11 protein-coding genes are annotated in these 20405 nt (G+C 58.1%); 2 read left to right on the top strand and 9 right to left on the bottom strand.

Annotation, left to right across the window (positions count from 1 at the left end):
• Positions 1-46 precede the first annotated feature (46 nt).
• The 9 genes from ELR57_RS13340 to ELR57_RS13380 all read right to left on the bottom strand — a co-directional run bounded on the left by ELR57_RS13340 (position 47) and on the right by ELR57_RS13380 (position 16684).
• Positions 47-1171 carry a GntR family transcriptional regulator gene (locus ELR57_RS13340; protein WP_126959577.1) on the bottom strand — a complete coding sequence of 375 codons (1125 nt, stop codon included), beginning with the start codon at positions 1169-1171 and terminating at the stop codon, positions 47-49.
• Positions 1172-1284: 113 nt separating this feature from the next.
• Positions 1285-3678, bottom strand: coding sequence for an alpha-L-rhamnosidase-related protein (locus tag ELR57_RS13345; protein ID WP_126959578.1), 2394 nt, complete (start codon positions 3676-3678; stop codon positions 1285-1287).
• Between the two features lie 27 nt (positions 3679-3705).
• Positions 3706-5439, bottom strand: a complete 1734-nt coding sequence (locus ELR57_RS13350) for a hypothetical protein (RefSeq protein WP_126959579.1) — start codon at positions 5437-5439, stop codon at positions 3706-3708.
• Between the two features lie 118 nt (positions 5440-5557).
• On the bottom strand, positions 5558-7276 hold the full coding sequence (locus ELR57_RS13355; protein ID WP_126959580.1) for an ABC transporter ATP-binding protein: 1719 nt from the start codon (positions 7274-7276) through the stop codon (positions 5558-5560).
• A complete protein-coding gene (locus ELR57_RS13360) occupies positions 7273-9072 on the bottom strand; it encodes an ABC transporter ATP-binding protein (protein ID WP_126959581.1) in 1800 nt (599 codons plus the stop codon). Before ELR57_RS13360 ends, ELR57_RS13355 begins: the two co-directional genes overlap by 4 nt.
• Positions 9073-9182: 110 nt before the next feature.
• Positions 9183-13160: a DUF5722 domain-containing protein gene (locus ELR57_RS13365; RefSeq protein WP_126959582.1), complete on the bottom strand. Its 3978-nt coding sequence runs from the start codon at positions 13158-13160 to the stop codon at positions 9183-9185.
• A 303-nt stretch (positions 13161-13463) separates the two neighbouring features.
• On the bottom strand, positions 13464-14288 hold the full coding sequence (locus ELR57_RS13370) for a carbohydrate ABC transporter permease (RefSeq protein ID WP_126959583.1): 825 nt from the start codon (positions 14286-14288) through the stop codon (positions 13464-13466).
• A 10-nt stretch (positions 14289-14298) separates the two neighbouring features.
• Complete coding sequence (locus ELR57_RS13375; RefSeq protein ID WP_126959584.1) at positions 14299-15195, bottom strand: carbohydrate ABC transporter permease; 897 nt, start codon at positions 15193-15195, stop codon at positions 14299-14301.
• Positions 15196-15274: 79 nt separating this feature from the next.
• Entirely contained in the window at positions 15275-16684 is a 1410-nt protein-coding gene (locus ELR57_RS13380; protein WP_126959585.1) for an ABC transporter substrate-binding protein, read from the bottom strand.
• A 218-nt stretch (positions 16685-16902) separates the two neighbouring features.
• Between ELR57_RS13380 and ELR57_RS13385 the strand changes: the two genes are divergently transcribed.
• The gene (locus tag ELR57_RS13385; RefSeq protein ID WP_126959586.1) at positions 16903-18561 is read left to right on the top strand and encodes a response regulator; all 1659 of its coding nucleotides are present in this window, start codon (positions 16903-16905) and stop codon (positions 18559-18561) included.
• Between the two features lie 4 nt (positions 18562-18565).
• The gene (locus ELR57_RS13390; protein WP_126959587.1) at positions 18566-20371 is read left to right on the top strand and encodes a cache domain-containing sensor histidine kinase; all 1806 of its coding nucleotides are present in this window, start codon (positions 18566-18568) and stop codon (positions 20369-20371) included.
• Positions 20372-20405 lie beyond the last annotated feature (34 nt).

Consider the following 20405-nt stretch of genomic DNA (forward strand, 5'->3'; position numbering starts at 1 on the left):
TCGCCTTATTGCTCGACAGCCTTCTATCCGATTACGGGCTATTTAGTTATTTGCTGCCGCGCGGCGCCTTCTTCGGCGCCGGGCCGGTGCTGTCCCTCTGTACGAGAGTAGGAACGATCTCATCCTTGATCAGTTGGACCTGATCCCCCTTCATCTCGAACAAAAGAATCTCGGCAGCCCGCTGCCCCAGCTTCTTGGTATTCTGGTTTACCGTTGAAAGAGCAGGATAAGTATACTTGCTGACCTTAATATCGTCGTATCCCATGATACTGATCTCTTCCGGAACCTTCAGTCCCATCTCTCGGGCCGCTTCCATCGCGCCGAACGCCTTGTAGTCGCTGGTGGCGAAGATCGCGGTCGGCGGCTGTTCCAGCTTCATTAAACGTCCGAAGCCCTCGGCCCCCATCTCCAGCCGCTCCTTGCCGCCGCTCATGAACGCGACAAGCTCCGGATCGAACGCGATCTGGTGCTGCGACAAGGCCAAACGATACCCTTGCAGGCGGAGCGAGAACTCTTGGTTAACATCGAGAATGGAATCGCCGGTCAGGATGACCCCGATCCTCTTATGACCCAGAGAGAGCAGATGCTGGGTCGCCAAGTACCCTCCGGTCAGGTTGTCTACGATAACGTAAGGGATTCCGAGATGCGGGTAGTAGAAATGGACGGTCGCGATGCGCCGGTTCTCTTGCTGCCACGCGGTCAGGCGGGACAGATCGAAGTCATCCTTGGTCGTCAGCAGGATAATGCCCGCGTTCGGATCGTCCGGCAGCACGTAATCGCTCCCGATATTCCACAGATGGAATTCGACCCCGTTCTCTTCGCAAGTCTCCTTGATTCCTTCGAACATGTCGTTGAAGAAAGGATGGTCGAAGCTGTCGAGCTGATTCCGGTGGGCGAAATAAATCGTGCGGATCGGCTTGCTGCCGGCGCCGGCGGTCGGATTCTCCTGGATGAAGCTGCCTTTGCCGCGGATCCGGTAGACATAGCCTTCCTGCACCAGATCCGACAGCGCCCGCCGGGATGTAATCTCGCTCGTGTTGTATTCCTTGGCCAGGTCGATCTGGGTAGGCAGAGGATCGTGCGGCTTCAGCTCGCCGGATTCTATCTTCTGTTTAATATCGTTCATGATATATTGATACATCGGAGTCTTGTCCATTTTCTCCGTATCCATGCGAATCCACTCCTCCCGAGTTGGGTTAAGTATACTTTAGGTCGCAGATTTTCGCAAGACAAACAGGCAGCCTGAGCCCTTAGCCCCAAGCCGCCTATAAGAATAGAATAGATTCAAGAGTTGGGCAACGCGCACTCCGCTTCCGCCAGCATTCCGCTTCCGCCGCGTCTTGGAACCTTGCCCTCGACGCGGATAAACTCTCCGTTCTCCGAAGCGGTCGCCTCCTCTACACCAGGAGCCGACCAAGCCAGCTCTCTCGGAATGTCGGCCCGGTAGCGGACATCCTCTTCCGTCACCCGCTCCCATCGGACGCGAATCTCGCCAAGCTTCGTCGGGACGACGCCTTCCGCCCAGCCGATTCCTTCCACCGCAAGAGGCCGAAGGACGACATCCTCGACGCTCTCTTCCGACACTTGAACGCCGAGCAGCCCTCTGCTTAACAGATAAGTCGGGGATGCTCCCCAGCCATGCGACAGGCTGACCGGGATCGAGTCTTGCAGATAGGTCGGCGTATGGCCCAAGTACGGGCTCGGAATCGTCGGGAAAGGCAGCGAAGGATCGAACGTCTCCCACCAGGTCGTCGCCCCGCGATCCAGCATGGCTCCCCAATACTCCCGGATGATACGGACGGCATCCTCCGCGTAGCCGTGCCGGAATAACGTTTCAAGCACGATATGGTAGAAGAACGCGCCTCGAATCGGAGGCAAATTGCCCTTTAGGAACTCCCCTTCGACGAAGGAGGCAACCTCCGAGTCTTCCATGAGGCCCGACCAAGCCGCGGCGAAGTTCGTCTGCGCGGTCACGCTGGCGGACAGCCCTTCGCCGGTCAAGCAATCGGCGTAGATGGCCGTCCCCGGAATCCGGAGCAGGCTTCGAACGGAGCCGCGAACCTTCTCCGCTTTCGCGGACAGCTCTTCCGAGAACGACGTCTCTCCGACCTCCTCGGCCATTCGGGCGGCCGTCTCGAGGAACTTGTAATAGAAGCAGGAGATGGCGGTCACTCGATCCTTGCGTTCAATGTCGTCCGTCCAGTCGATGAAGCACCACCAGCCCTCGCGGTCCGCCTTCGCGAACAGGCCCGATTCATCCTCCTGATCCGCGAACCACTTCGCGAGCCGCGGAATCGTCGGCCATACTTCCTTAAGGAACGCCTCGTCCTTGCTGTACAAGTAATACTCCCACACGCCGAAGAGCCAGTGGGCGCAGAAATCCGGCAGCATAAACGTATTGCGAACGGGCCCGTTGCCCGGAATCGAGCCGTCCTCGTTCTGTATTCTCGCTCCTTGAAGAAGGGACTTGCGCACAAGGGCCGCATCGTCGGAGATTTGATAGACGACCTTGGCCATGACCACCGCATCGGCTACCCACAAGGCCGCTTCGCGATGAGGGCAGTCCTCGAAGTGGTTCTGGCTGTTCACGATCGTCGTGTAACGCCCCGTCTCCCAGATCCGGTTCAGCTTCTCGTCGCTGCAGCGGAACGCCCCTTCGCCGGTAAACGGATAATGAACGAATTCCACCTGCAGCCTCTCGATCCGAATCGGAGCCGGAGTAGCCATTGCCGCCAGCTTCAGATAGCGGAACGCGCGCCTTCCGAACGGCTCCAGCACGTTCTCCCCTTGGCGCAGAAGGAACGTATCCGTCAAAGACACCTCCAGCGATTCTCCATAGAAGAGCTGAAGAACGCCCCCCTCCTTCGCGTATACCTTAAGCTTCGGATAGCCGACGACCTCCGCGCCGAAGTCGTACGTAATCTGCGGCAGGCTTCCCGGTACCGACGCGTCCATTGTCAGCCCCGGCAAGCCCGATAATGCAGCTTCGGGCGATGAGATCGCGCCGCGGAACGGCTCCGCGGAGACGACCGTGACCGGGCGGACGAGCGTGCTCTTCAGGAACGGAATCTCGCGCGGCAGCAGCCGCGGCCATGGAGAATCCGCCTGCTCCGCCCGCGCGACGACCTCGGCGTTCGGCCAAGACGAATCGTCGTAGTCCGCTCGTTCCCAGCCGTCCTCCTTCGAGGCGTCGAAGATCTCCCGATAGCCTCCCCAATAGTGGAGCCGGCTCGTTCCTTGTTTCCAGCGCGGAGAGCGCCGGCACTTCCAGTTCGCGCCGCTCGCGATCGTCTGCAGCGGCGCGGCCGCTTCCTCCTCCGAGCCGTACAAGTCCAATTGGCAGATCAGGCCGCCCGGCCCTTGCAATTGCTTCGTCACGATCATCTCGTTGCCGAAGTTGTTCGCCACGATAGCCAAAGAGTTAACGCCGCCAACGAGACGGTCCGCAACCTCGTACGTATCGTAAGACATCCAGTCCAAGTCGGCAGGGGTCGGCCCTCTGCCCAGCTCTTCTCCGTTCAGGAAGAGCTTATAGGCTTGGTTCGCGGAGATGCGAATTCTCGCCCGCTTGATCCCCGCTTCCGGTTCGAAGACGGCCCTCGCCTCCGCGAAGACGTCGTTTAACCCTGCCGTCCCCGGAACCCATATCCACTTCGCCTTCCAACGTTCTGCTCCCATGTCCCTCTCCCCCACACTCTGCTTGGATCATTCTAATCTGTCGTCCGGGTTCTCTTCGTCCCGGATCGTATAAACATAGTTCAATCGCCCTTCCGGAGCGGTATCCCCGTATTGATAGAAATCCATGACGTCCCCTTCCGCCAGCAACTGATCCCCCCACTTGAATTCCAGCCTTTGCTCCCGCCCGGAAGCCTCCAGCCCCAGCAGTTTGCGAGGAATCGCCAGATGCAGCTCGTTCCCGGCGGCTGCGAAGCGAATCTCCCCGACGGGCGTCCAATTCCAGCCTCCTTCGCTTCTCTCCAACAGCGTCGACGAACCGTCCTTTACGATGCGGTTCACGATATAAGAGTAACCCTCCCAGCCTTCGTCCTGCCCTTCGGTTCGAAGGAGCAGCAGCATCCAGTTCGTGTCTGCGCTAGAGGTAAGCGGTTCACGGGTTCTTGCGTAGAAGAAGATGTCCTCGGCGGTATGCGCGACCTTGAAAAGCAGCAGTTCGTTGCGCCCGGTTTCGTTCTTATAATGCAGCTCGCCGTATCCCTTATGGTCCCGGGGAATCGTATCCCCGTCGCAGTCCCGATACTCCGCTCTTACCCGCTCCCAATCTCCGAATTCCGCTGCGATCGGGATGGGGCGCTCGAGATGATGGCCTTGGGCACCCGGATCGTCCATTCCTTTGAAGCGACGGATATACGAGATCAGCTGCATGTAATAGTTGTCGTTGTAGCCGCCCTTCATCGGCTCGATATCCCGGCTGAAGTTCAGCGTCGCCTGATCGACGAACAGCACCGGCCTCTCCGGCGGCCCCGACAGCCTCATGGCGATCCATTCGTTCCAGCCCGTCACGAACACGATTCGCGGATCCTCGGAGAGCGCGAACTCCCATTGCTCCGCCACGTTGGTCCCTCGGAGAATGTCCTCCGGCAAGTCCCCTCGCGCGTTCGCGGCGTCCGAGCGATAGCCGCGCCCCCAGTTATCGCCGTATCCATAGAACGGCGTATCGCTCATCGCGATGCTAGGGTGCTGGGCGACCGACACGCTGATAATCTCCTTCTCGCCCTCGTCGTTATAGAAGACGCGCTGCGGGCGCTGGAATTCGATCCAAGGGAACCCGTTCGTCTTGGCGGCTTCGTTAGGCCACTGATTGAGCCGGAACGTGAAGAATTCCCTCTGCTCCTCGGTGCATTCGGCCGGATCGCCGATGATGAGGGGCTTGCCGCGCCAACGGAACCAGAGATGCTCGTAACGCCCGGGCTTGTAAAGGTCTTCGTAGAGCTCGCCGATCGTCTTGCCGGATTCGGTATTGGTATAGAAGACGAATCGCGGAACGCGGAAGCCCTGCGCATCGATCTCGTCCATGATCGCGAACAGCTTGTCGTAGACATTCTTGTAAATAACGGCGTTGGTCGTATCGAACACGAGAAAGTCGACTCCGGCCGCGGTCAGAAGCCGAACGTGCCTGCGCAGCACCCACTCGTCGTCGTTCCGATAATAGCCATGCAGGGGCTCTCCCCAGAAATGAAAGGCTTCCGCCGGTCCCCACGCTTCATGCCCAGGGTCTAAAGCCGCTTCCGGCCAATTCGACAGGATCCGCGTATTGTCGTAAGGCCCGCCCGTTCCGTGCTGGCCTAGCCAAAGGAAATAGAAGAGTCCGACATGGCGATCCGGGCGAGCCGGCCCGGCTTCCTCTCTCGTCGGCAGCATTCGCCCAAGGCCATCCACGCCGCCATATGATTCATTCCGATATAGGCGTTCTTTCCGCATTGGCCTTCCCCTTTGGATAATGAATGATTGAAATCGAAACTAAAGTATTCTTTGATTAATTAAATAATATACTTAATTGACGAATAACACAACTAAATATACGCTGAAAATAAAAATACTAAGCAGATTCGACCTGCTGGAGCATCTCCTTATAAACCGTCGCGGAAGCCATCAGGCTGTCATGATCCCCTTGCTCCACCAAGCGGCCTTGCCGAAACACGCAGATCATATCCGAGTTGCGGATCGTGGATAAGCGGTGAGCGATCACGATGGTTGTCTTGCCCTTGCGAATCTCGTCGAAATGGCGCTGCACTCTGCGCTCCGTCTCCAGATCGAGAGCGGACGTCGCCTCGTCGAGAATGAGGAGTTCCGGATTGTCGAGCACGGCTCTCGCCAGCGCGATCCGTTGGCGTTGCCCGCCGGACAGGGCGATGCCCCGCTCGCCGATCTCCGTGTCATACCCTTTCTCAAGGGAGACGATGAAGTCGTGAATATCGGTGAGCCTGCAGGCGGCCTCGATCTCCTCTTGGGTCCGTTCCTCCGAGCCCAGATTCAGGTTGCTGCGGATCGTATCCGGGAACAGGAAGGGATTCTGGAAGACGATCGACAGCTTGCTCCCCCAATCCTCTCTCTTGTACTCTCGCAGATCCCTGCCGTTAACCGCGATTTGACCGGCATCCGGATCGTAGAATCGGACGAGCAGCTGGGCGATGGTCGATTTGCCGCTGCCGCTCGGTCCGACGAACGCGACTTTGCCTCCGATCGGAATGGTCATGCCGACGTCTCGCAGGATAGGCTCCGGCTGTCCCTTGTAGCGATAGGTTACGTTCGCCAGCTCCAGGGAGCGAATCGGTTCTCTCAGCTCCGTATCCCCGTCTTCGATCGTCTCCTGCTCCAGATAACCCCGAAGCGCTTCGATCTTGGCCATGTACATCGAGTAGCTAAGGGCGAATAAGTAGAGTTGCTCGTATTTGTCCATCAGTTGGCGGGAGAACTGGAAGACGACGACGAACGCCCCGAGCGTCAACGACCCTTGCAGCGCGCAATACCCTCCGTACAGCAGGATGAACAGGTTCATTCCCCACTTCAGCGGGTGGCTGACGACCATCTGGCGGTTGAGCAGTTGCCCTTCCTCCAGCACGTTGCGAAAATACTTATCGAACAGCGATCGGTACGTCGAGGTCTCGTAATCCAAGCGATGATAAGCGAGAACTTCCCGAGTGGAAGATACTCCCTCCTCGAGGAAGACGCCGACTTCCCGCCGGGTGTCGTTGACCCGGTGCGCGGCCCGCTTCAGCTTCTTGCCGTAGCGGTAGCCGAGGATCAGGTAGCAGCAGCTGAACAGGACGACGAAGAGCAGGATGACCGGGCTGTACCAGCCGACAACAGCCATCAGGGCAATCGCTGGAACGATCTGGAAGAAGCCGTTCGGCAGTTGAAGGCCGATGCCGATCGCGGACAGGAAGACGTAATCGTTCATCACGTCCACGTACTTGGACGTTCTCTCGTTCTGAATGGAGGAGGCGGGAATCCGCTGCAGGAACCGGGCGGCTCTCTCGAACAAGGAATAGCGAATCCGGAACAGGATCACGTGGAACAGATAGCCGATTCCGGTTAGCGTCGCGGATTGAAGCAGCGCCGCGGCGAGGAAGATAACGAGCAGCAGGGCAAGCCGACCTCCTTCCCCGTGGAGGAAGACGTTATCGATCAACCGCTGCTGCACGCCCGTGGAAACAAGCTGAGCGGCGAGCTGGACGATCAGCATCAGCAAGCAGACAAGATATAAGGCGTAATGAGGCCTCGCCACGCTGCGAATGAACTTGAAGTTGTCTCTCATCGGATAGCCTCCTCTCCGAGCGGGGGCTCGCCCATGGCTAACCGGTAGAAAAGCCCCTGCCGATTCATTAGCTCCTCATAGGTGCCCTCTTCCCGGATGCGCCCTTCATGAATGAATAGAATGCGATCGTAATTGCGGATCGTGGAGAGACGATGGGCGACCGTTACCGTCGTTCGTCCTTCCAGCAGGCGGTCGAGCGCCTCCTGCACCGCCCGTTCGCTGACGTTGTCGAGCGCCGAGGTCGCCTCGTCGAGAATGACGATCTTGGGGTCCCGCACGAACATTCGGGCGATGGAGAGCCGCTGCCGCTGCCCGCCGGACAGCTTCGCGCCCCGTTCCCCGACTACGGTGCCGTAGCCGTTCGGCAGATGCATGATAAATTCGTGAGCCATGGCCGCCCGCGCCGCCTCGAACACCTCCTCGTCCGTTGCCGAAGGGTTGCCGAAACGAATGTTGTCCATGACCGTCCCTCCGAACAAATACGTCTCCTGGAACACGATTCCGATGGCGCCGCGAATTTGTTCGAACGTCAGCTCCTTGAGGGACACCCCGTCAAGCAGCACCTCCCCGTCGTCCGGATCGTAGAACCTCGGGATCATTTTGAGCAGCGTCGTCTTGCCATTGCCGCTCTCGCCTACGAGAGCCACCTTCTCTCCCGGCCGAATGACGGTATCGATCCCGTTCAGAATAGGAGAGCCGCCGGGGTAACCGAACGTCAACCGGCGAAACGTCAGCTCTCCGCGAACTTCCGCCATCTCCCGAGGCGCGCTCGGCTCTTGGATGTCCGGCTGCTGAATGGCGAAGCCGTGCAGCCTGGAGGCATGCAGGAGCACGGTCTTCTGCTGCGCGAAGCTGGATAGCAGGTTCATATAATGGCCGACCGCCAGAAAGAAGTAGAAGTGGAAAGCGATGAACTCTCCGACGGTAAGCTCTCCGCCTCTCACGAGATGATAGCCGTAAAGAAACATGAGAGCGGCGCCGCCGAAGATGCAGAATAGTTGAAAAGCAAAAGCCAGGTACGCGAACAAGAGATGCCTTAAGTGAACGGCTTGAAGCTCTCCCAGCTCTCCCAGCAATCCCCGCAGCTTTCTCTCGGAGGTATTGCGCACGCGAAACTCCAGCGTTGCCGAGACAAAGTCATACGCCCTTCGCCCCACCTGCCCTTGCAGGCGGATCCATTCGCTGTCGAGCATCGAGCGCTTCGCATTGAGGAAAGGACCGAACAAGGTATACAGAAGCAAGGAAGGGACAAGCACCAGGCTAAGCTTCGGACTGGTGACGATAAGGAAGCATGCGGAGATAAGCATGATCAGGGAGCTCGTAAAGGCAAGGGGGAGAAATTCGCGGTAGAAGGTCTGCACGCGCTGCACGTCGTGATTGAGCAAAGTGACCGCATCTCCGGATGGAGACCGCTCGTAATAGGAGAAGCCCAACGTCCGCAGATGCCGGAAAACGGAGAACTGCATATCCGACGACGCCCTCTCGCCGATATATCGTTGGACATAGGTGACGACCCAGGAGGCTCCGACCAGCAGCGCGAGGACGATCAGCATCGTCATGGCGATATAAGCGAGCAAACCCGTCTCCTTGCGAGGATAAATGGTATCCGTGAAGTATTGAAAGGCTTGAGGAACGGCCATCTCGGATGCCGCGACTCCAAGGCCGCAGACGATCATAATCGCAAGCTTGGCTCCGTAGGGACGGAGAAAAGACAGCATCCACCTCACGATCCGAAGCTGGCCGCTTCGTCCTCGTCGTCTTCTCCTTTTGCTCGTTCGTTCATATGCGATTTCCACGACGCACCTTCTCTTCTCTGCTGGTTGTTTTCAATAGAAAGGCCGCCCCGCCCTGTCTGACGAGATCCACGGGGAAGGGCGGCCTTGCCTGCTTGCGCGATCGGCGATGGCTAATTCGTCAATCGAATGTTATCCACTTGGAAGTCAGGAGCCCAAGCCATCGCGTTGCCGACTGCCCGGAAGGAGATCTCGATGGACGTGACCGAAGTGCGGAACGCCCATGAAGAGATATCGGCGGAGATCGCGTTCCAACGATCCGGCGTCATTTTCGATGCATAGACGAAGCTCTCGCCGCCGCTGCGAAGCGTGACGCGCGTCTCGTAAGTTGCGTTCGGGACGCCCCCGTAAGAGTCGATGTCGTACGCAAGCTTGCTGCCGCCGCTCAAGTCGAGAGGCTTCGCAAGCGTCAGCTTCACCGTTCTCCAAGCATCGGCGGCCACGGCCGACGAATGCGCGGCCAGGGCATATTGCCCCTGGCTCGGCGTCGTCGGCCCGTTCGCGAACGAGGTGACCGATGCGACGCTGGCGGTGTTCTCGCCGGCGGTCCAGCCCTGAGTGTCGCCATTCTCGAAGGTGAACGGCAGGCTGACGGGAATGACCTTTGCCTTCAGAACGAACGAGAATTTCCGCTCCTCGTATGTCGCCTTCAGGACGGCGTCCGCATCTTCTTGAGGAACGTATCCCGCCACCTCGAGCGTGAAGGTCTGGCTCTCCTCCGTGCCGAGATTGTTCAGCTTGAGCTTCGCGGGCTTCACGCTAAGCCCTCCAACCGCCTCAATCTCAAGCTTCTTGCTCAGCTTATCCGAGCCATGGTTCGTTACGGTGAGGCTGATCTGCGATCCCGCTTCCAGCTCCTCGGAGAGCGCCTTGGCGTTCGCCTCCAGATTCGGAAGCTTCGAATCGGTCTTGACGTTCTTCTCGAACGCCGCCCCGTCGATCCGAAGCTCGCCCTTCCACGGCGCTCCTCCCTCGGAACGAACCCAGATTTTCACGCGATCGATCGCTCTTGCGCCATCCCATCCCTTGAGAGGAAGGGCAAGCTGCTGCCATCCTGCCGTCGGATCCAGCTTCGCGGTTCCTTCAACGCTGCCGGTTCCGCTGTAGGCGATGAACTTCGCGTAATAGGATAGCTTCGGATTGGCGTTCGGGATCTGAACGGCGGCCGTGAAGTAAGGCGCCTTATTCGCGTCCACGGGAGTCGCGAACGTCTTCTGCACGCCGGCCCAGTTCAAGCCGTAAGCGCTGTTCACCGTTGCGGACAGATAGCCGTTCCCTTCGAATGCGTCTCCCGCGACGGCTTTAACCGAGCTGACTTCATCGGAGGCCGCGAACCCGTCGACGCTGCCGTCTTCGAAGCTTCCGACCGCGATCGTTTTCTTATCGCTCTTATCCGACGCGACGAACTCCAGGCCGTTCATCTCCGGAAGGGACCGATCCGCGAGCTGCGACGGATCGAAGCCGGGAATCGCGTCCGCCCAATCCGAGATGCCGATAATGGCCTTAGCGAACTCTGTTGCTTCAAGCGACTTCTCCGTGTCGATGTACTTGAACACGTCGTAGATCGCCTTATGCTCGCCCGGCGTGACGACGGTTCCCGGCGCGTGCTTCCACAAGCCGAGGTTCAGGCCGCCTTCCTCCCCGTGATCGACGTGGCGGTGCAGAATGAACGCGTCGATGCCGTCCAAGAACCGAATCTTGTAGTAGGCATAAGCATAAGCGGCCGCTTGGATCTTCTGATCCTCCTCCGAGTTGCTCAAGCTGTGGAAGCCTTGCTCCGAGAGGATAATCCGGCGCATCGCCCCATCATAGAGGTAATTCGGCTGCTTCATATAATCCACGAGCACATCCAGGTTCTTGAACGTGATCCGCTTCGTCTGGAACGATTCCGTCGCCGTCTCGTCGTTCCAGAACTGAGGATCGAACAAGTCCTCCGGATAAGGATGGAACGCCAGGTTCCAGTTGAAGTCGCCTTCGGCCTTCGTCAGCTCGTTCAGACGGTCGACGATCGCCTTGTTGTCGTACTTCCAGAGCGAGTCGCCGTCCAAGTTCTCGTCCCAGAAGTGGTCCAGCGACACGTACGTTCTGGCGTTGGCGTATGCGGTCTTCACGATCGTGTCGATCAAGCGCAGTGTCTGGGCATACTCCTGCACGTATTCATCCAGCTTCTTCGGCCCCATGTTGTTCCAGACCATGTTCTGGCCGATCTCGTTGCCGACGATATAATTGACCGCCCGGCCATGCTCCTGGCTTGGCATCGAATAGCGCTCGGCCAGGAACTTGGTCGTCGCCTTCACGTACTCCACGCCGACCGCATTGGACGTGTTCAGCGCATAGACCGTGCCGCCCGGCCGGGAATCGGGATGGATCAGGTACTCGTTCGCCGAGTTGGAGTCCTTCGTGTTGTACATGATCAGGATCAGCGAGACGAGAATCCCGTTGTCGGACAAGCTCTTGACCTGGCGGTCGAGCGCTTCGATCCGATCCTTGCGCAGATAGTAGCTCTTGCCTTCGACGACGTACTCGATCGTGTTGGCCGGGTTGCTGTTCGTCTTGTACGTCAGCTCGTTATAGGCGACATTCAGCGCCGCATGGCTGATGCCGAGCTCCTGCGCGTCTCCCGTCATCTGAACCTGCAAGCCCTTGATGCTCTTGGCCGTCGGGAACGGCTCCCGGTTGCCGGAGATGGCCTCCGGGTTGGACACGTATTGCGGCGCGGCCACTAGCGCGTATTCTCCATCCTCCGATTTGGCCGCGACGGCAAACTTGGAGTACAACCGGCTTCTCGCCCCATCGTTCAGATCCGTCTCGAATCGGAATGCTTCCGAGAGCGCCGAGCTAGCCAGCGGCTCCTTCGAGGATAGGACCGTCTTCGCATCCTCGTAAGTCGCGAGCTCGAACAGATAGAGGTTCGCGTCCGGATTCGCGGCTACGAATGACGGCTTCACCGTGCCGGCGATCTCGATTCGGCCGGCGTCCGCGAGAAGGGCCTGTGCCGTTCCGTCATAAGGTTTCTCAAGCACAGGCAGCATTTTCGGACGGATCTGGTCGATACCGATCGTCCCTTCCTTTGCCGGAATAAGGAACCGGAACGCCGTCACCGTGCCGCTCCACTCCGAGCGGTCCGAGAAGTTGAAGTCCTGGGTGAACGTCCCCGATGAAGGGATGGCGAACGTCTTCGCCTGCTCCTCGTTCCAGTCGCCCCCTGCGTACTTCCATTGCATCGTCAGCTCGCTCGCCCCCGTCCCGTTCGTCATCGTTACCGACAGACCGTTGCGCTTCGAGGTGTCCAGCGTCAGGTCAGGCGACTCCAGTACGCCCTCGTCGCCGGCTATCGCGTAGCGGAGAATCCCTCCTGCCGACTCGACCGTTCCGTTCGGAGAGGCGAAGCCTTCCGTATCGCCCTCCGCGCTGAAGGTAAGGTCAAGTACGTTAGTCGCGCTTAAAGAGTCGATCTGGAACCGGCCGTCCCAATAATCGTAGCCCGGCGCCCCCGGAGCGACTCCGTCCAGATCGAAGTTCTGCATGAAGGAGATCTCGATCCGGGACACGGCGCCGCGCCCTTCCCAATCCCCAAGACGGATGAACACCCGGCTCCAGCTGTCATGCTCGATCTTGGCTATGCTCTCGTAGGTGTCGTCTCCGCTGTGCAGCGTTATTTTCATCATGTAATCGACCGCCTGCCATCCCCAGCTGTTCGCCGCGAAGGCGAGATAGCGGTAGTCGGACAGATCCAGCGGCTCGGAATAGTCCCGATAGATCGTCCTCCATTCGTATACCTTGACCGGCTTGGGCACCTGCTCCAGTACGCCGGCTCCCTCATAGGGGGAATTAGGCCCGTTCAGGATGCTTGTCTTGAATGCGACGCTTTGGGTGTTCGTTCCGGGCTTCCACTCCGCTACGCTCTCCGCGGTATTAAAGCCGTCGATCAGCTTGGCGGGAAGCAAATCCTGCCCGGTAAAGACATTAGAGGATGGCTTCAGCTCAGGATCGTAAGAGCCTGCCGATACGGCGGCGGCGAGCAGAAGCTGAAGCAGCAGAATAGCGGACAGGAAGGCGGAAACCTTGCTAAGCCTGTTTGGACGTGACATGAGTAACCTCCTTGAATGGTTGGAATTTAGAAGGCGGATTCTGGCACTTCGAATGGCAAAGCGAATCGATAAGGCCGGTTGGCAAGTTCTCGATCAAGTCACCTCCAATCGGACAAACGACAGGGGAAGCGCTTGCAAATTATACATTGATGATTATTAAGTATACTTTCAAGTGTAATATATACGTTGTGTTGAATATTTTCAAGTGGAGAATATAAAAAAAGACTTTGCCCCTCATAAGGAATAGGCAAAGTCTTCCGGCATAACGGTAGAGAGTATTCGATTCTTAGAGCCTCGCCAGGGTTATCCCTTGACCGCGCCCATCGTAATCCCTTGGGTGAACGCCTTCTGGAACAGCAGGAAGACGCAGATCATCGGAATCGACGCCATGAGAGCCCCGGCCATCAGCACTCCGTAAGGCGTCGTGTATTCCCCCTTCAACGTCGCGACCCCGAGCGGAAGCGTCATCATCGGAGTCGAACGAGTGATGATCAATTGGCTGAAATAATCGTTCCACGCATTGATGAACGTGAAGATGGCAAGCGCTCCGATCGCCGGCTTCAGTAGAGGCAGTATAATGCGGCTGAAAAGCCGAAGCTCCGAGCAGCCGTCCATCTTGGCGGCTTCGATCAGCTCGCTCGGGAGAGTCTGGGCGAATTGCTTCATGAGGAAGATGCCGAACGGCCACCCGATGGCGGGAAGGATCAGCCCCTTGTACGAATCGATCCAGCCGAAATCCGCGAGCATCGTAAACAGCGGAACGAGGATGACCTGCTTCGGCAACGCCATCGCCGTAACGAACGCGGTAAAGACGATCTTCCGGCCGGGGAACGATTTCTTCGCGAGAACGTACCCCGCCATGGAGGCGACGAGACAGACGCCGGCCATCTCCCCGCACGAGATGAAGAAGCTGTTGAAGGTCCAGCGCCAGACCGGATTCTTGAACAGGTCGACATAGTTCTGCACGGTTGGCTCGAGCGGGAACCACTCGGGCGGGATGGAGACCGCCACGGTCTGGATTTTGAAAGACCCCGTTAGGATCCAATAGAACGGGAAGGCGAACAGCAGAGCGGCGACGACAAGCAGCAGGTTGGACGCCGCGCTTCTGGATCGTTCGTAAATCGTCATGCCGTACCTCCTAGTACTCGACGTTGCTGCCTAAATATTTGAACTGCACGACGGAGATCAATCCGATGACGACGGCCAGAAGGACTCCCATCGCGGCGGCAACCCCGAAGCTTCCCAGCATGAAGGCTTGTTCGTAGACTCCGTACATTACGGTGGAAGTCGCATACATCGGGCCGCCGGAAGTTAGCAGCTGGATAATGGCGAACACCTGGAAGGTGCTGATCGTCGTCATGACGATCACATATAGATTCGTCGGCATCAGCATCGGCCAGATGATCCGGCGGAAGATCTGCCCGGAGGAGGCGCGGTCGATCTGGGCGGCTTCGATATAGGAGGCGGGAATATTGCCGAGGGAAGCGACGTACAGAATGATCGGCTGGCCGACGGATGTCGTGATGAGGACGAGCACGATGGCCAGAAGGGCCGTCCGGGTATCCCCGAGCCAAGCGATGGGCTCCAGACCGAACAGGCTGGTGACATAGTTCAATATTCCGAAGTTCGGATCGTAGATCATGGCCCAGACGACGGTAATGCTGACAACGGAAGAAACGACCGGCAGGTAGAAGATCCCCCGGAATAGGGAGCGCAGGAACTCCGGTTTCTTGTAGATGTTCATCGCGACGAAGATGGAGAATAGAATGACGAGAGGAACCGCGATGACGACGATCAACATGGTATTTCTCATCGAATGAAGGAAATTCTCGTCGTTCAGCAGGTAATCGTAATTCCGCAAACCGACGAATTCGAATTTGTTGAGCGTGTACGTGAAGAAGCTGATGTAGACTCCTTTGACCATCGGATAAGCTACGAACAGCAGAAAGAATCCAAGCGCGGGAAGCAGGAACAGGTAACTGGTCAACCAGTCGCGCTTGATATAAGGACTCGTCTTGCGCAAGGCTGCGAACATGCCGGAACTTCCCTTCTTATCCCGCGGCGAGGAACGGCGCGGCTAGCCGCGGGACCGTTCCTTGCGTTCGGGTCGGTCGTTATTTGGTTGCGGCTTTGGAGGCGTCCGCTTTGGCTCTGGCGATCGCTTCGTTCGCTTTGGACGCGAAGCTGTCCAGCGCTTCCTTGCCCGTTGCCGCTCCTAACAAAGCGCGCTGCAATTCGGGGAACCAGGAAGTGCGGATCTCCGCATAGCCGTCCGCGATCGTCGGCGCATCGGTAATGAATTGGCGCGCCAGCTCCGAATACGCATATTCCGGATCGTCGTACAGGCCGGTGATCGAATTGCGAACCGAGAGTCCCCCGGTCTGAAGCAGGTTCTTCTTCCCGTATTCCGGATCGTTGGCCATGAAGTCGATGAATGTCTTGGCCGCCTTGATCTTCGCCTCGTCTCCGTTATCGAAGATGGCCATGCCGCCCAGATACGGCTCCAGCTTCGGCTTGGAACCGTCCGGAGTCGGGAACGGAAGCAGAACTTCCTCGAACTCCGTCTTCTTGTTCGGCACGTTCTGCGCCTTGAGCACGGCGGAATAGTTGATGGTGAACGCCAGCTTGCCTTGCAGGAACAGATCGTTCACGTCGGCAGCGGCGAGCGAGGCCGAGCCCGGCACGACGAGCTTGTCCTTCTGCGCTTGCACGATCCAATCGAGCGCTTGGGCCGCGCCGTCCGTGTTGATCGCGACCGCGCTGTTGTCTTCATTGAGGAATCGGGTCGCGCCAAGGTTCGCGATATAGGCGCGGGTTCCCTGATCGCCCGCCTGGCTCTTCGCGTAGAACCCGGAAGGAATGACGTCAGGGGCTTTTTCTTTGACCGCCTGCAGGGCTTTCTTGTATTCGTCGACCGTCCAAGTCCGGTCCGGCCTGTCCAGCGGCAGCAGGTCCAATGTGCCTATTTTCTCGAATACCGTCTTGTTGACGGCCATCATGAAAGGAGCCGTATTGATCGGGTACATATACGTCTTATCCCCGACCATGGATTGCTTCCAGAACGCGTCCGGGATATCGCTTCGCGCCTCGGCCGTCACCATGTCGTCGAGCGGAGCGAGCAGGTCCTTCTTCGCCCAATCGATAATGCGGCCCGGCGCGTCGTAGATCACGTCGGGGGCCGAGTTCGTGGCGATCGCGACGTTCAGCTTCTCCGGTCCTCCGTCGAAGGTAATCATCTCTAGGTTCACTTTGATTTCGGGGTGTTTCTGGTTGAAAGCGGCGATGATTTGCTTCTCGTACTTCCCGACTTCCCCGTCAAGAGCTTGGAAGTTCGGGAAGTTCCACCAGGTAATCTCCACGGGCTTGGTAGCGGCCGCCGTCGATTCCGAGCCTGAAGGCGAGGCGGAAGGCGAGGCTGGCGTCGCGTTCTCCGCGTTATTGTTCGAGCTGCATGCCGTTAAGAGCGCGCCGGATAAGGCGACGACGATACCGGCGGTGAGCGTTTTGCGCAAGCTGCTAAACATGGATATCCCCCTTGTTCGTTGTTGGCAAGGACTTCCGGATTGCCCTTCCCGCTCTCAGCATAGGCTAACCGCCCTCGTGCCGAGAATCCCCTTCGTTTTACATTCATGGCTCATATTTGACCTCTTGTTTTTCCCAGCCGTTTTACATGGCTTTAACGCTTTGAGCGAAATCTATTTGTTGTATAATTAATGTTATATTAACTGACAAGGAGCACAACATGCACAAGCTTATGATCGTGGAGGATGAGCCTATCATTCGCGCAGGACTTAAGCATTACTTCCCCTGGCAGGAGTTAGGCGTGCATGAGATCGTGGATGCGGAGAACGGCCGCGAGGGTGTCGAAGTCGCTCTTCTTGCCCGCCCCGACCTGGTCATTACCGACATTCGGATGCCCGAGATGGACGGGCTGGAGATGATCGAACGGCTGCGCGGCGAGCTGCCGGACACCCTGTTTATCATTCTGACCGGACACGGCGACCTTCAATTCGCGCAGAAGGCCATTCGGCTGGGCGGCGTTCGAAATTATCTGCTTAAGCCGCTGGAATACGAAGAGAGCTATGCCACCGTCGTGGAATGCTTAAAGGAGATCGAGTCGCGCAAGCGGGAACGGGAAAGCCGGCGCAAGCTGGAGACGGAAGTCCGGGCATTCGGGAAGGTCAGGGACGACAGCCTGTTCAAGCTTCTTCTGGAGGAAGGGGACGCCTCGGACGGAGACCGTCAGGAGCGCCTGAGCCGGTGGGAGGAATCCGGAATGCTGTACTATCCCGCCGTATTGACGGCGATCCCCCGCCGCTATCCGATGGGCCGCGGCCGAGAAGCTTGGAAGCGCTTCGCAAAGGAACGAGTCAAGGAGCTCGCGGCCGAAGCTCTCGGGTTAGGCAAGGTCCATCGGCTCCTGTCTTACTCGTACCAGTCCAAATTATACCTGATCGCCGTATGCCCCGATCCCGGCGGAGAACGGCCCTCCGGACTCTATTTCCCTGCCGGCGGCCGAATGAACGAGATTCTCGCCTCGGACGGAGACCTGTCGGGACTCGCCGTATTCGCATCGGCGGGCCTGCCGGCGTCCAAGCTGTCCGAGGCGGGGTCTCGGCTTCGCCTTGCGGACAAGTCTCTCTATCGCCGATACTTCGAATCCTCCCGCTTCTTCTTCCCGCAATCGGATGCGGATGCGGCTGGCGCAAGCTCGGCCGCGCCGTCCCGCCTTCAGCTGGAGGCGGAGGACCGAGCCGAGATTCGATCCTGCCTGGAGAACGGCAGCGAAGCGGATACGAGACGATTGATGAACCGGTTCTCGGAGCGCGTTCAGTCCAAGGAAGCCCGCGCTTCCGTAGACTCGCTGCTTCTCTTCCTGCAAGAGCTGATCAACGCGACCCTTCGGTTCGCTCACAAGCACGGGATTCCGGTCGAGGAGATCTACAGCCATAAGCTGATCTCGTTGGCCTTCGCGGATGATTTCGAGAATTCGGACTCCCTCTTCGACTGGCTGGCGAACTGGGTGCTGGAGCTGAACTCCGCCTATCGGACTCGTTCCTCGAGACATCCGCTGCCGGACACGGCTATTTTCCAACAGATCGAGAGCTTTATCCTTCAGCACATGGAGCAGGACATCACGCTCCAGACGATTGCGGATCGCTTCTTCTATAACCCGTCCTATCTGAGTCGGCTGTTCAAGAGCAAGCTTAACAAGAACTACTTGAGCTTCGCGACCGAGATCCGCATCCGATACGCGCAGCAATGCCTAATGGATCCGAAGTACCTGGTGACGGACGTATGCGTGATGTGCGGCTACAAGAGCTACAAGCACTTCGTAAAGACCTTTCGAACGGTGACCGGCAAGACGCCGACCGAATATCGCAAACAGTTAGGATTGTGAAGCCATGAGCCGGTTGAAGAACCTGATGGGGCGGTTCCAGATCAAGCACGTCAACCGTCAAATTTTCGTCCTGTCCATCTTCGTCATCACGATTCCGCTGCTGGTCATGGCCGGCGTCGTCTACATCTTCATGATGAATACCGTTCGGAACGAGTATCAGGACAGCTCCAGCCTAATCTTGAATAATCTATCGTTCAATATCGATCAATATCTGCAGAGCATTGAGACCGGAACGCTGACCGCTCAATTGAACAGCCAACTGCAGAAAGCGCTGGACCAGTGGGCGAGCAATCCCGACGAAGGAGTCGACCAGACGATCCAATATCGCAGCGTCATCGAGAATTTCGTCAGCACCATCGAGATGACCGTCAAGAACACCGACAGCGTCCAGCTGTACTCCGGCAACCGCCTGTTCTACTCCGTCAACTTCAACCGCGCCGATTACAACGCGGGAGACTTCACGAAGGAGGGCTGGTACGCGCAAACCTTGAAAGGGAAGGGGAAAATCCAGCTGTTCGGGACCCACCTGCCCTTCCACCGAGTTGGCGCCAAGGACCCGGTTATCTCCATCGCCCGCGTCATCAACCGCAACGGCACCCGTTATCCGCTCGGGGTTCTGCTTGTCGATATCCGCCTGGATTCGCTGAAGGACATCCTCGACCTGTCCGAGAACCGGAACCGCAAGTTTCTCATCCTGGACGGATCGGGCAGTCCCATCTACTCCTCCGAAGGGAAGAACCGGACCGGCCTGCCCGTCAACGTTCTGGAGCCGTCCTCGCTCGGCCGCATTCTCGGCAGGGACTCGGACAGCTTCTATGCGTCCATCGAAGGCCGGCCCTCCTATCTGAACTTCGTCACCTCCGCCTACTCCGGGTGGAAGGTCGTTCAATACATCGAAGAAGGCGAGATGACCAAGGACGCGGTCCTGTTCCGCAAAGTCATCCTGAGCTTCGCGGCCGGCTCCGTCGGCGCCGCGCTGCTGTTCCAATTCATTCTGGCCCGCCGCGTGACGCGGCCGATCATCAACCTCAGCAAGCAAGTAAGGGCCGTCGGACTCGGCAAGTTCGACGTCGACTTCAACAGCGAGCGGCAGGATGAATTCGGGATTCTATACCGGGGCATCCGCAACATGGTCCAGGACCTGCAGGAGCATATCGAGCGGTCCTCCCATACGCTGGCCAAGCAGAAGCTTGCGCAATTCGGAGCGCTGAAGAGCCAGATCAACCCTCATTTTCTCGCCAATACGCTGGAATCGATCCAGATGAAGGCGGTTCTCGGGGGACAGCGGGAGCTGAGCGATATGGTCGGCCTGCTCGGCCGTCTCTTCCGGATCCATATCCAGAGCGGCAAGGAGATCGTGCCTCTTCGCGAGGAATTGATCCATACCCGGCTATATGTGAAAATCCAGCAGATGCGGTTCGGAGACAAATTCCGGTATGCCGAGCAGCTGACCGAAGGATGCGACGAGCGTCCGGTTCTCCACTTCATGCTGCAGCCCCTGATCGAGAACGCGATCGTCCACGGCTTGGAACGCAAGAGCGGACAAGGGCATCTGTCGATCGCAACCTCTTTGACGGCCGATTATTTCATTATCGCGATCGAGGATGACGGCGCGGGGATGGACGAAGAGAATCTTCGCCGGCTGAGGAGCGAGCTAAGGAGCATGGAGGACACGCTTCTTAGCGACCATATCGGCGTGAAGAACGTGCACGACCGCATTCGCTATTATTACGGGGAAGCTTACGGGCTTACGATCGACAGCGTTCTCGGCCAAGGCACCAAGGTTACCATCCGCCTTCCTTCTCAATGAGATGGAATGTTAAAGAAAAGCTGCCGTCCGACGA

Origin of the sequence: Cohnella sp. AR92, from assembly GCF_003990975.1 — a bacterium.
Classification (GTDB): domain Bacteria; phylum Bacillota; class Bacilli; order Paenibacillales; family Paenibacillaceae; genus Cohnella.